This is a genomic window from Aeromonas sp. LsrichE-8G, from assembly GCF_022869435.1.
In the GTDB taxonomy this organism is placed as follows: Bacteria; Pseudomonadota; Gammaproteobacteria; order Enterobacterales; family Aeromonadaceae; genus Aeromonas; species Aeromonas caviae.
This window is the reverse complement of the sequence record NZ_JALIHH010000056.1, coordinates 1-11,851: the sequence shown is the minus strand read 5'-3', so window position 1 is coordinate 11,851 and position 11,851 is coordinate 1. Positions and strand designations below refer to the sequence as shown.

The 11,851-nt window shown below is 63.7% G+C and carries 9 protein-coding genes; 7 read left to right on the top strand and 2 right to left on the bottom strand.

Translation table 11 applies throughout. The features are described 5' to 3' along the window. Positions 1-196: 196 nt before the first annotated feature. A complete protein-coding gene (locus MUW49_RS10960) occupies positions 197-400 on the bottom strand; it encodes a DUF2892 domain-containing protein (RefSeq protein WP_210556952.1) in 204 nt (67 codons plus the stop codon). An 85-nt stretch (positions 401-485) separates the two neighbouring features. On the opposite strand from MUW49_RS10960, the gene MUW49_RS10955 reads away from it, so the two are divergent. Genes MUW49_RS10955 through MUW49_RS10935 form a run of 5 tightly spaced genes read left to right on the top strand, consistent with a single transcriptional unit; the run spans position 486 to position 5,883 of the window. Beyond that, positions 486-800 carry a metalloregulator ArsR/SmtB family transcription factor gene (locus tag MUW49_RS10955; protein ID WP_210556951.1) on the top strand — a complete coding sequence of 105 codons (315 nt, stop codon included), beginning with the start codon at positions 486-488 and terminating at the stop codon, positions 798-800. Beyond that, positions 800-1,213, top strand: coding sequence for a YeeE/YedE family protein (locus tag MUW49_RS10950; protein WP_171269915.1), 414 nt, complete (start codon positions 800-802; stop codon positions 1,211-1,213). The genes MUW49_RS10955 and MUW49_RS10950 overlap by 1 nt, the downstream gene beginning before the upstream one ends. Positions 1,214-1,226: 13 nt before the next feature. Then, on the top strand, positions 1,227-1,673 hold the full coding sequence (locus MUW49_RS10945; RefSeq protein ID WP_210556950.1) for a YeeE/YedE family protein: 447 nt from the start codon (positions 1,227-1,229) through the stop codon (positions 1,671-1,673). A 39-nt stretch (positions 1,674-1,712) separates the two neighbouring features. Next, positions 1,713-2,732 carry an efflux RND transporter periplasmic adaptor subunit gene (locus MUW49_RS10940; protein ID WP_244812762.1) on the top strand — a complete coding sequence of 340 codons (1,020 nt, stop codon included), beginning with the start codon at positions 1,713-1,715 and terminating at the stop codon, positions 2,730-2,732. Then, positions 2,725-5,883 carry an efflux RND transporter permease subunit gene (locus MUW49_RS10935; protein ID WP_244812758.1) on the top strand — a complete coding sequence of 1,053 codons (3,159 nt, stop codon included), beginning with the start codon at positions 2,725-2,727 and terminating at the stop codon, positions 5,881-5,883. Before MUW49_RS10940 ends, MUW49_RS10935 begins: the two co-directional genes overlap by 8 nt. A gap of 33 nt (positions 5,884-5,916) precedes the next feature. On the opposite strand, the gene MUW49_RS10930 is transcribed toward MUW49_RS10935, so the two are convergent. Next, positions 5,917-8,304, bottom strand: a complete 2,388-nt coding sequence (locus tag MUW49_RS10930; protein ID WP_244812760.1) for a diguanylate cyclase — start codon at positions 8,302-8,304, stop codon at positions 5,917-5,919. Between the two features lie 468 nt (positions 8,305-8,772). On the opposite strand from MUW49_RS10930, the gene MUW49_RS10925 reads away from it, so the two are divergent. Beyond that, entirely contained in the window at positions 8,773-9,786 is a 1,014-nt protein-coding gene (locus tag MUW49_RS10925) for a lipoate--protein ligase (RefSeq protein ID WP_052815046.1), read from the top strand. A gap of 176 nt (positions 9,787-9,962) precedes the next feature. Next, on the top strand, positions 9,963-11,657 hold the full coding sequence (locus MUW49_RS10920) for a pyridoxal-dependent decarboxylase (protein WP_244812756.1): 1,695 nt from the start codon (positions 9,963-9,965) through the stop codon (positions 11,655-11,657). The last annotated feature ends 194 nt before the right edge of the window (positions 11,658-11,851 follow it).

Genomic DNA, 11,851 nt, shown 5'->3' with positions numbered 1-11,851 from the left:
GGACACGCCGTTTTAGCCTGTGGAGGCGTGGTGCAATCAGGCCGCCCGATGAAGCAGGAACCCGGTACTGCGCGAGCAGCTATCACCCAGTAATGGGAATCCCCCTCCTGTGACGCGAAGCGCTAAGGTGGGGGAGGATGTCAAAATGAGCCTCCGCTCTATTACACGGCTCCTGTGAGCCAATATGTCCGCCTGCCTATTTGAGCCCCATTCGCCTGAGCACGGCGGCGGCGGGACAGAACCCGGTGAACGCGCTCTGGATCAGGTTGACCCCGACAAACAGGTTGACCCCGACAAAGACGCTCAACCAGACAAAACCCGGGTGGACCCAGGCCGTGAGCAGCTGCGACAGCAGCAACATGCCACCCGCGACCACTCTGACTCCGTTATCGACGGTCATTTCTCGTCTCCTTTTGTTTAGTGATTGCTAATTTAGAGTTGTTTTATACAATGGAACAAATATCAGCAATTGCTAATTTAATCTTATGAGCCACTTCGACGAGATGAACCGACATGCGACAGCCGCCGCCGGCCTGCTCAAGGCGCTGGCTCATCCCGAACGCCTGATGGTGCTCTGCCAGCTGGTGGAAGGGGAGATGGGGGTCGGGGAGCTGCTGGCCCACAGCCAGCTCGGGCAGTCGGCCTTCTCCCAGCAACTGTCGGTATTGAAGCGCCAGGGCCTTGTCCGCTCGCGCAAAGTCTCCCAGCAGATCTACTACTCCCTGGTGAGCGAGGCGGCGGCCGATGTGCTGGCGGCGCTGCAAACCCATTTTTGTCACTCAGAAAATAAGGAATCTTGATGATGGAAAGCCAATGGCTGCTCTCTTTGGGCGGCGGCATGCTGGCGGGGCTGTCGGCCCTGATCCTGATGTTGTTCAACGGCCGGGTTGCCGGGATCAGCGGCATTCTGGCCGGCGCCTTGCAACACCGGGCGCCGTGGCGGGTGCTGTTTCTGCTGGGGCTCGGGGCGGGCGCCTGGCTGGCGTTGACCCTGGGTTGGGCCACCATGCCTGCATTCACCACGCTGCCCGGCTGGCCGGTGGTGCTGCTGGCCGGTCTGCTGGTCGGTATTGGTACCCGTCTTGGCAATGGCTGCACCAGCGGCCACGGCATCTGTGGCATGGGGCGGCTCTCCCTGCGCTCCATCGTCGCCACCCTGATCTTTATGGCGGCAGGCTTCATCACCGTCTTCGTCACTCATCATCTGCTGTAAGGAGCTGATCGCCATGAAGTTGCTGACAAGTTTGTTTGCGGGCCTGCTGTTCGGGCTGGGGATGGCCATCTCCGGCATGGTGGATCCCGCCCGGGTCACCGGTTTTCTCGATCTGGCGGGGGCCTGGGATCCCAGCCTCGCCTTCGTGATGGGAGGCGCCCTGCTGGTCTTTATGCCGGGTTATTTTTTGCTGGTGAAACCCCGTCGACAGAGTGTGCTGGGTGAGCCCATCGTCGCCGTCCCCACCCCCAGGCTGGATCGCCGCCTGATCGGCGGGGCCGCGCTGTTCGGGATCGGTTGGGGCCTGGTCGGCATCTGTCCAGGGCCCGCCTTGAGTCTCATTTCCAGCGGACAGCCCATGATAATGTTGTTTATCGGGGCCATGGCGGCCGGGATCCTGCTGGTGGACAAGGTCTGGAACAGGGTGCTGGAGAAGGCTCGCCAGCACCGTACTGCCTGAGTTTTCAAGGTGCCCATGAGCCAGGGAAGGAGAATCATGATGAACACAATCCGGTTGCTGGTGACCACCCTGCTGGTCATGACATCCACCCTGGTGGCGGCCGAGGAGGCCAAGGGGTTGCTGACGCTGACCCCGCAGCGCGTCATCGACTGGCTCACCCTGAGCGGTACCGTGAGCGCCATTCATCAGGGGACGGTCGCGGCCCAGACCAGTGGCCGCGTCTCCCGCATGCTGGTGGATGTGAACGACGAGGTACAGGCCGGGCAGCCCCTGCTCGAGATAAGCGGCAAGGAGCAATCTGCCGCCGTGACCGGCGCCGAGGCGCGGGTGGCCAGGGCCCAGGCCCAGCAGGTGGAGGCCGAGCGCCAGCTCACCCGTTATCAGGCCCTCATCGCCAAGGGGGTGATCACCCGGGCCCAGCTCGACAACGCCCAGGCAACGGATCGGGCCGCCCGCGCCGAGGTCAATGCCGCCGAGGCCGCCCTCATCCAGGCCCGGGAAGCCTACGGCTATACCCGTATCCTCGCCCCCTACGCCGGGGTGGTGACCAGACGGCTGGTGGAGCTGGGGGAGACGGTGGCCCCCGGTACGCCGCTGCTATCCGGTTTCTCCCTGGGCGAGCTGAGGGTGGAGCTGGAGCTGCCCCAGTCCGCGCTGGCTCTCGCCGGCCAGCCGTCGGATGTGCAGGTGCTACTGCCCGGTGGCAAGGCCGTGACTCCCGTCAAGCTGACCCGCTTCAACTACGCCGACAGCCAGAGCCACAGTTTCCGGCTGCGCCTCGATCTGCCGCCGAACACGGCAGGGGTGCTGCCCGGCATGTGGCTCAAGGTGCAGCTCAAACAGGGTGAGCGTCAGGTGTTGCAAGTGCCGGAGCCCGCCCTGCTGCGGCAGGGGGAGTTCAACGGCGTCTACCTCAAAGAGGGGGAGGGCTGGGCCCTGACCCCGGTGCGGGTCGGCCACTGCGAGGCTGGGCTGTGCGAGGTCCTGGCGGGTCTCAAGGGCGGTGACACCCTGGCCCCCGATGCCTGGACCCGTCAACAGGAGGTGTCCCATGAGTAGCGAGCTGAACGGCAACCATGGCCACCTGGGGCCGGCGGGTCGGCTGGCGGCCCTGTTTCAGGGCTCGGCCATTACCCCGCTGCTGGCGCTGGTGGGGCTCTTGCTCGGCCTCTTTGCCGTGCTGGTGACCCCCAAGGAGGAGGAGCCCCAGATCGATGTCACCTTCGCCGACGTCTACATTCCCTTCCCGGGGGCCAGCCCGGCAGAGGTGGAGTCCCTCGTCACCACCCCTGCCGAGCAGGTGGTCTCCCAGATAAAGGGGATAGATACCCTCTACTCCTTCTCCCAACCCGATGGCGCCCTGCTGGTGGTGGTGTTCAAGGTAGGCGTGAGCCGGGAGCAGGCCATCGTGGATCTCAACAACCAGCTCGACTCCAACCGCGACTGGTTGCCACAGGGGATCGGAGTCGGTCAGCCACTGGTAAAACCCCAGGGGATCGATGATGTTCCCATCGTCAGTCTGACCCTCTGGAGCAAGCAGCTGGGGGCCTCCGATCTGACCCGGGTCGCCCACGAGCTGGAGACCGAACTCAAGCGCATTCCCGGTACCCGCGATATCTACACGCTGGGCAGCCAGAGCGCCGTGCTGCGGGTGATGCCGGATCCGGCGGCCCTCAGCGCCCATGGCATCAGCTGGGGCGAGCTGAGCCAGCGACTTGCGGCCGCCAACAGGGTGGGCAGCGAGCAGGCCGTGGTGCAGGATAACCGGGAAATCAAGGTGCAGGTGGGGCAGTTCCTGCAAAGCGAGCAGGAGGCCCGGGAGCTGGTGGTGGGGTTGCACGACGGCAAGCCCGTCTACCTCGGTGAGGTGGCCTGGGTGGCGCTTGGGGAAGAGACCCCGGTCCAGCGCAGCTGGATGGGGCAGGGGCAAGCCAGCTACCCGGCGGTGACCCTGGCCATCGGCAAGCAGCCGGGGCAGAACGCGGTGGAGGTGGCCAAGCGGGTGGAGGCACGGGTGGAGAGCCTCAGGAACCGGCTCATCCCGGCTGGCGTCGAGGTGACGGTGACCCGTGACTACGGCGTCACCGCCGAGACCAAATCCAACACCCTCATCGGCAAGCTCATCTTTGCCACCACGGCGGTGGTATTGCTGGTGCTGGTGAGTATGGGGTGGCGCGAGGCGCTGGTGGTGGGGGTCGCCATCGTCATCACCCTCGCACTGACCCTGTTCGCCTCCTGGGCATGGGGCTTTACCCTCAACCGGGTGTCCCTCTTTGCGCTTATCTTCTCCATCGGCATCCTGGTGGATGACGCCATCGTCGTGGTGGAGAACATCCACCGCCATCGCGGCCTGGGCAAGGGGTCCCTCAAGGATCTCATTCCGGGCGCGGTGGACGAGGTGGGGGGGCCGACCATACTGGCGACCCTGACCGTCATCGCGGCCCTGCTGCCCATGGCCTTCGTCAGTGGCCTGATGGGCCCCTACATGAGCCCCATCCCCATCAATGCCAGCATGGGGATGCTTATCTCCCTGCTGGTGGCCTTTATCTTCTCCCCTTGGCTGGCGAGCCATTTGCTCAAGGGGGAGGCGCACGGTGCCCACGGCGAGGCCAAGGCTGGTCTCTTTCACCGGCTGATGACTCCTTTCCTGATCGTTGATGGCGCCAAGCGCGCCAGACGCAAGCTCTGGCTGGTGGTGTTGCTGCTGGTCGGGGCTGCCGCCGCCATGCCCATGGTGCAGTGGGTAGTGCTCAAGATGCTCCCCTTTGACAACAAGTCGGAATTCCAGCTGGTGCTCGACATGCCGGAGGGGGCGACCCTGGAGCAGACCGAGCGCACCCTGCTGGCGGTGGGTCGGGAGCTCGCCAGGGTGCCCGAGGTGAAGGATTACCAGATCTACGCCGGCACCGCCGCCCCCATCAACTTCAACGGGTTGGTGCGCCACTACTTCATCCGCAGCGGCGCCAACGTGGGGGACATCCAGGTCAATCTGGTGGACAAGCATGAACGGGATCGCAGCAGTCACGAGATTGCCCGGTCGGTGCGTGCGCCCTTGCAGGCCATCGCCAGTGCGGCAGGGGGCAACCTCAAGGTAGTGGAGGTGCCCCCGGGACCGCCTGTCTGGTCACCCATCGTCGCGGAAGTGTATGGCCCGACGCAGGCCGCCCGTGAAGCCGCTGCCCGCGCCGTACAGGCCCGCTTCGTGGCCACGGCGGATCTGGTGGACGTGGACATCTATCTGACCGACCCTCAGCCCAAGTGGCGGCTGGTGGTGGATCGCGCCCAGGCGGCCCTGCTCGGGGTCGATCTCGGGGATCTGGTGGCGACCCTCAACGGGGGCGTGGGTTATCAGGATGCCAGCTGGCTGCAGGGGCAAGGCGCCAAGTATCCGGTACCGATCCGCATCGAGCTCGCCCCCGGTGACAAGCGGGATCTGACCGGCATCCTGGCTCTCAAGGTACGCAGCCAGAGCGGCCAGCTGGTGCGGGTCTCCGAGCTGGTGAGCCGTCGTGACGAGGTGGCCCCCAGCTACCTCATGCACAAGAACATGCAGCCCATGGTGATGGTGGTGGCGGACATGGGCGGCCATACCGACAGCCCGCTCTACGGCATGTTTGCCGCCGGTGCCGACATCTCGCTGCCACAGTATTACGTGCATCAGCCCGACAAGCTGGGGGAGGTGGCGCTCTTGTGGGACGGGGAGTGGAAGATAACCTACGAGACCTTCCGCGACATGGGGCTAGCCTACGGAGTGGGGATGATCCTCATCTACCTGCTGGTGGTGGCCCAGTTCCGCTCCTATCTGGTACCGCTCATCATCATGGCCCCCATTCCGCTCACCCTCATCGGGGTGATGCCGGGTCACGCCCTGCTGGGGGCCCAGTTTACCGCCACCTCGATGATCGGGATGATCGCCCTGGCCGGGATCATCGTGCGCAACAGCATCCTGCTGGTGGATTTCATCGAGCAGCAGCGGGCGAGTGGCGTGGCGTTCGAGCAGGCGGTGATCGAGGCGGCGCAGGTGCGAGCCAAACCCATCATGCTGACGGCGCTGGCGGCCATGATAGGGGCGATTTTCATCCTGGATGACCCCATCTTCAATGGCCTCGCCATCAGCCTGATCTTCGGGATCCTGGTTTCCACCCTGCTCACCCTGGTGGTGATCCCGCTGCTCTACTACAGCCTGCTTGTTCGCCGAAGTCAGAGGTAAACACAGGGGGCACATGCCCCCTGTTTTCTGGCATCACACCGCCTCGCGGGCATCGCAGGTTTTCATCAGGGGGAAATAACGGCGATCCGCCTGGCTCATGTGACCCACGACCAGCTCCTGGATGATGAAGTTGAGCAGGGCATCGTTGCCAAGGGTGCCCGCCTGTGCGGCCGCCATCAGCTGACCGGCTTTTTTCAGCAGATGCTGGTGCTCCTGGCGATGGGCCGCCAGCTCCTCATAGCCGTATTGCGCGAGGACCTGCTCTTCGAAGAGGAAGTGCTGGCGCGCGACCTCGAATATCTGCGCCATGTCTGCCAGCAAGGCATCCGGATGGATGCCGGGATCCTGCATGTGCTCGAGCAAGCGGTTGGCCAGCAGGAAGAGCTGGCGATGTTCCTCATCGATGCGGGGGTGGCCGCATGCGTGGGCGGGCTGCCATTGCAGGGTGCCGGGGAGGGGCTCCTGCCCGGAGGAAAACAGGCAGACCCTGCCCCGGCCATGGTGCTTGGCCTGATACATGGCCTGATCGGCGTGGTGCATCAGGGTCTTGGGATCGGCGCCGTGATCCGGGTAGAGGGCGACCCCTATGCTGCCGGAGATGCGCAGCGCCTGCTGTTCAAGCTGGAAGGGGTGATGCAGGCAGCGGTGCAGCTTGTCGGCGACCGCGAGGCCTGAGGCATCCGTATCGGGCAGCATGATCACGAACTCGTCCCCCCCAAGGCGTGCCACCAGGTCTTCTTCCCTGACGCACTCCCCCATGCGCTCGGCCACCAGCTTGAGCAGCAGGTCGCCGGTTTCGTGGCCGAAGGTGTCATTGATGGGCTTGAAGTGGTCGAGATCGATGAAGACCAGGGCCAGGGGCTGCTGGGGAGCCTGCTCCAGGGTCTCCTTGAGCCGCTGTTGCAGCAGGCGGCGGTTGGCCAGGCCGGTGAGGGGGTCATAGAAGGCGAGGCGGCGCATCATCTCCTCCCGGGCCGAACGTTCAGTGACATCCCGGGTCACCCCCAAAATGGCGTCCGGTCTTGTGCTGGCGCTGCCATGCAAGGTAGTGACCGTCTCGATGGCCACCAGATGACCCTGCTTGTGGCACAGCTGGGAGTGGATGACGCACCGGGTCTGCCCATGATCCCCCCGTTGCCAGGCCTCGAGGGAGGCGGTGATGCCGTCGCGAAGCTGTTTCCAGGACTCATCGGGGAGCAGCTGGCGCAGGGAGAGGGCAAAGAGTTCGGCGGGCTCATAGCCGCTCAGGGACGCGATGGCGGGGCTGATGTAACGAAAACGCAGGCTGTCGGTGTCCATGGTCCAGATCACGTCGCCGCTGTTCTCCGCCACGAAGCGGTAGTGCTGCTCGCGCTGGGCCAGTTCCCGGGTGAGCCGCTGTCGGTCACTGGCCTCTTCCCGCAGACGCAGATAGAGGTGCAGGAAGACGCCGAGCAGGGCCAGCAGGGAGAAGGAGATCAGCATGGCGATGGCCACGCTCCTGTCGAGCAGTTGGCGCTGCTGGCGAAGGCTCGCCTGGGAACTGTTGTAGAGGAAGGGGGTGAGGTTGGGCACCGCCTTGATCATCCCGGCCTCCTGGTAGGTGCGGGCGATCTGCTGCCAGCGATCCTGCTGCATGTAGCCGGGCTCGATGATGTCGGGCTGCATCAGGGCTCGGGTTTCACGGGCCTCGAAGGCGAGTGCCTCGCGCCCGGCCCCGCTGGGGTAGTGCTCCAGGATCAGGTTGATCATCTCCTCGGGATGATCCATGGCATAGCGCCACCCCTTGAGGCTGGCCTGCAAGAAGCGCTGGACCCGTTCCTGCTGGTTGATGACCTCACTCTCCGAGGTGAAGAGGTTGTCTCCGTAGAAGTCGTACCCGATGTCGCGGGGGCTGAACACCCGGTAGGGAATGCCCTGTTGCTGCAGGGTGAAGGGCTCGGTTGTGCTGTAGGCGCTGATGGCGTCCGCCTGGCCCCTCAGCAGTGCCTGTATCCCCCGCTCGTAGGGCAGGGTATCCCACTGCCGGCTGCGGGTGTAGCGATGCAGGTAGGTGAGCAGCTCGTTGGAGCCGGGTTCGAGCATCAGCCGCTTGTTGGCCAGATCGCCCGGGGTCTGGATATCCGGCCGCTCCAGGGTAATGAGCATCAGGGGAGAGTGCTGCAACATGGCGGCGAGCACCACCACAGGGCGGCCTGCTGCCCGGGCCAGCAGCAGATCGCTGCCGCGGATGCCAAACTGGGCGCGACCCGTGGTGACTTCATTGATGACGTCGGTGCCCGGCCCCGCCTCCCGCAGGGTGACCTGCAGGCCGGCCTCCTGGTAGAACCCCTTGGCGATGGCGGCGTAGTAACCGGCAAACTGGAACTGGTGCTGCCAGGGAAGTTGCAGGATGACGCGCTCATCCGCCCTGAGGGGAGCCGTGGTCAGGGTGGCAATCATCACCCAGAAGGGCAGAAGCCAGCGTACAGGCTGGCGAGATGCATCGGACTCCGTCATACCGCTGTTCTCTCGGGAGGTGCTCTTCTGGCTAGAGTCAAACAATTTCCTGTTATTCGCAAGGGGAGCAAGCCCCAATAAGATGGGGCGCGGGAGGCATTAAAAGTCATTTTTGTGTCATTCATCACGTCAATGGGCGTCACGGCTCATTTTGAAACCTTGTCGACTCGTCACCGGCCCGGTGACAAGGGCATTAGGTGTCATTCCAGGAAGGATGGCTGCCGCCTCTCTTCTCGCCTGTTAATGATAAACTGCGTGTTTTCGGCGACTCCCTCTTGTCTTCTCCTGTCGTATCAGAAGTTGATGCTCTTGCCCCGATCGGATGTCGACCTGTGGCGGTCGGGGGACGCCTTCCTTCGTTCAGGGTGGTATGGTAGTCATCCGTTTCCTGTTTTCCGAGAAGGTCCTGTCATGTCTTCCTTGCGCCTGCTGCTCTCCGACTCCCACGATCCCCTGTTCAACCTCGCGGTGGAGGAGTGCATTTTTCGCCAGATGGACCCGGCCCAGCGGGTGCTGTTCCTGTGGCGCAACGACAATACGGTGGTGATAGGCCGGGCCCAGAACCCCTGGAAGGAGTGCAACACCCGCCGCATGGAAGAGGACGGGGTGACCCTGGCCCGGCGCAGCAGCGGGGGTGGCGCCGTGTTCCACGACCTTGGCAACAGCTGTTTCACCTTCATGGCGGGCAAGCCCGGTTATGACAAGAGCGTCTCCACCACCATCGTCATCGATGCCCTCGCCAGACTCGGCGTGAGCGCTTTTGCCTCCGGGCGCAACGACCTGCTGGTGGCGACCCCGGACGGGGATCGCAAGGTGTCGGGTTCGGCCTACCGGGAGAACCATGATCGCGGCTTTCACCACGGTACCCTGCTGCTGGATGCTGATCTCGGCCGCCTTGCCCACTACCTCAATCCCGACCCCAAGAAGCTGGCGGCCAAGGGCATCAGTTCGGTGAGAAGCCGGGTGGCGAACCTTGGCGAGCTGCTGCCTGGTCTGGATCATGAGCAGGTGGTACAGGCCCTGTGCGACGCCTTCTTTGCCCATTACGGTGAGGTGGTCCCGCCCGAGCATATCTCCCCCGAGCGGATGCCCGACCTGCCCGGCTTTGCCGAGACTTTTGCCCGCCAACGCAGCTGGGAGTGGAACTTCGGCCATGCTCCCGCCTTCAGCCACCTGCTGGAGGAGCGCTTCCCCTGGGGCGGGGTCGAGCTTCATTTCGACGTGGAGAAGGGGGTGATAGGACGGGCACAGATCTTCAGTGACACCCTGGACCCTGCGCCCCTGGATGACCTGGCCGCACGCCTGCCCGGGGTGGCCTATCGTCCCGACGCCATCGACGAGTTGCTGCGTCAGTGGCGGGCGACGTTTTCGGCCAACTCCGAGCTGGAAGGGTTTTCGGCATGGCTGCTGACCGCCCTGCGCTGACCTTGCCCATGACCAGGATCACAAGATGAACAGGGGAAAAGAGGGGAGAGGGGGCGCGGCGCCCATCAGGGCGCCAACATGACAAAAAGTAGGGCAGACCATTAGTTATTGTCTCTGTTGATAGAGGTGTCACTGGAGTATAAAAACCGCACCTCAGCAGTATCAATGGTATAAAAATGAATCACTTGGTCTATCTGAAAGATGAGGGCGTCAACGCCGTCTCCCCCGAATTCGCCCGCCGTTTTGCCACCGTCAAAGCCCACTTTTTCTCACGCAACCCCGACCTCTGGCCGGTGTTTCGCGAGCCCGGCTTTGCCACCCTCAACGAGTTTCGCGCCCGTGGACTGGCGCCGGACGCGCGCCTCAATGCCTGGCCAGATGGCCGCGCCCGTCTCGCGGATCTCTGCGAGACCATGCCGGTGCCCGCGCAGATGCGTACCCCGGGGGAGCCCATGACGGAGCTGCTGTTTGCCGGCGCCCTGTCAAAGGATTGGGAGAACCCCTCCAGCGTCGAGAACGTCATCACCATGTCGGCGGATCCCGCCATCTACGGCGCCCAGATGGGCATTTTGGCCAACCCCAACCTGGTCTACTCCGAATACGCCGGGGTGGCCGAGGAGCTGGAGAAGAAGGTAGTGCGCCAGATAGCACTGCTGGCGGGTTACGACCCGGCCCGCGCCACCGGCATCTTCACCCAGGGGGGGACCTTCTGTAACCTCTACGGCTACCTGCTCGGCATTCGCAAGAGCCTGCCGGAAGCCAAGCACAAGGGGCTCGGCCACTATCAGGACTACCGCATCATCAACTCCCAGGGCGGCCACTACTCCAACATCACCAACCTCTCCCTGCTCGGGGTGGACATCGAGAACAAGACCATCCGCATCCAGGTCGGGGAGAACAACGACATCGATCTCGCGGATCTCGAGCGCACCCTGACCGCCTGTTTTGCCTTGAAGCACGTGGTGCCTACCATCATGCTCACCATGGGTACCACCGACACCTTCGGGGTGGATCAGGTCAAACCCGTGGTGGACCTGCGGGATCGCCTGTGCGAGCGCTTCGAGGTGGCGGTCAAGCCCCACATCCACGTGGACGCCGCCATCGGCTGGTCGATGATCTTCTTCCTGGGTTACGACTTTGCCGCCAACCCCCTGGCCATCAACGCCGCGACCCTGGCCGGCATCGAGCGCAACGTGGCGCGCTTTGCCGAGCTCAAATACGCCGATTCGTTCACCGTCGACTTCCAGAAGTGGGGCTATGTGCCCTACACCTCCAGCCTGGTGATGATCAAGGAGCAGAACGACCTCAAGGCGATGGAGAACGATCCGGAGAACTTCTCCTACTTCGAGCGCGACATTCAGGGCCAGACCCACCTGCAGTCCACCATCGAGTGCTCCCGCGGGGCGAGCGGCCTGTTTGGTGCCTATGCGGCGCTCAACTACCTGGGGGTGGAGGGGTATCGCACCGTGCTGGCCCACTGCCTGCAAAACGCCAACTACTTCCGCTTCCGTCTGAGCCAGCTCGGCAACGTCAAGCTGGTGGCCCAGGAGAACCAGGGGCCGAGCGTGGGCTTCAAGATCTACAACCCCGAGTGGGTGCAGGATCCGGAGGCCGAGTTCGCCTTCGAGCTGGCCCGCAGTCCCGACCCCGCCTACAAGGCGCGGCTGGCACGCAACACCGAATACCACAGCAGCCTCTTCACCGGGCGCGGCAAGGTGGGGCTCTACACCAACTGGGTGGAGGCGGTGGCCCGCTCCGATTACGACGCGCGCGGCCGTTACTCCTACATCGCCGGGGAAAAGGCGGTATTCATGAACCCGGCTTGCAGCCGCGAGCAGATCGACGCCTTTATCGACCACATTCGCGGCTGAGGATCGGCCCGGCGCTGACAAGCAGACAACAAAACGGCGGGTTCAACCCGTAATGCCGATCAGTTAAGGATCCATTGACCGATCCTCAGGCTGTGTAAGAATCCGAAACTCCTTGTTGGGTTTCGGATTTTTTTATGCGTATCGACCAAGCTCTCGACTTCATTCACGCCTGTCCTCCCGGAAAGTTTGAGTCC

What these genes read in the sequence shown, in the direction of transcription:
- MUW49_RS10935 (WP_244812758.1), top strand. Translation starts at nt 2,725, where the DNA reads ATGAGTAGCGAGCTGAACGGCAACCATGGCCACCTGGGGCCGGCGGGT.
- MUW49_RS10940 (WP_244812762.1), top strand. Translation starts at nt 1,713, where the DNA reads ATGAACACAATCCGGTTGCTGGTGACCACCCTGCTGGTCATGACATCC.
- MUW49_RS10920 (WP_244812756.1), top strand. Translation starts at nt 9,963, where the DNA reads ATGAATCACTTGGTCTATCTGAAAGATGAGGGCGTCAACGCCGTCTCC.
- MUW49_RS10925 (WP_052815046.1), top strand. Translation starts at nt 8,773, where the DNA reads ATGTCTTCCTTGCGCCTGCTGCTCTCCGACTCCCACGATCCCCTGTTC.
- MUW49_RS10960 (WP_210556952.1), bottom strand. Translation starts at nt 400, where the DNA reads ATGACCGTCGATAACGGAGTCAGAGTGGTCGCGGGTGGCATGTTGCTG.
- MUW49_RS10945 (WP_210556950.1), top strand. Translation starts at nt 1,227, where the DNA reads ATGAAGTTGCTGACAAGTTTGTTTGCGGGCCTGCTGTTCGGGCTGGGG.
- MUW49_RS10955 (WP_210556951.1), top strand. Translation starts at nt 486, where the DNA reads ATGAGCCACTTCGACGAGATGAACCGACATGCGACAGCCGCCGCCGGC.
- MUW49_RS10950 (WP_171269915.1), top strand. Translation starts at nt 800, where the DNA reads ATGATGGAAAGCCAATGGCTGCTCTCTTTGGGCGGCGGCATGCTGGCG.
- MUW49_RS10930 (WP_244812760.1), bottom strand. Translation starts at nt 8,304, where the DNA reads ATGATTGCCACCCTGACCACGGCTCCCCTCAGGGCGGATGAGCGCGTC.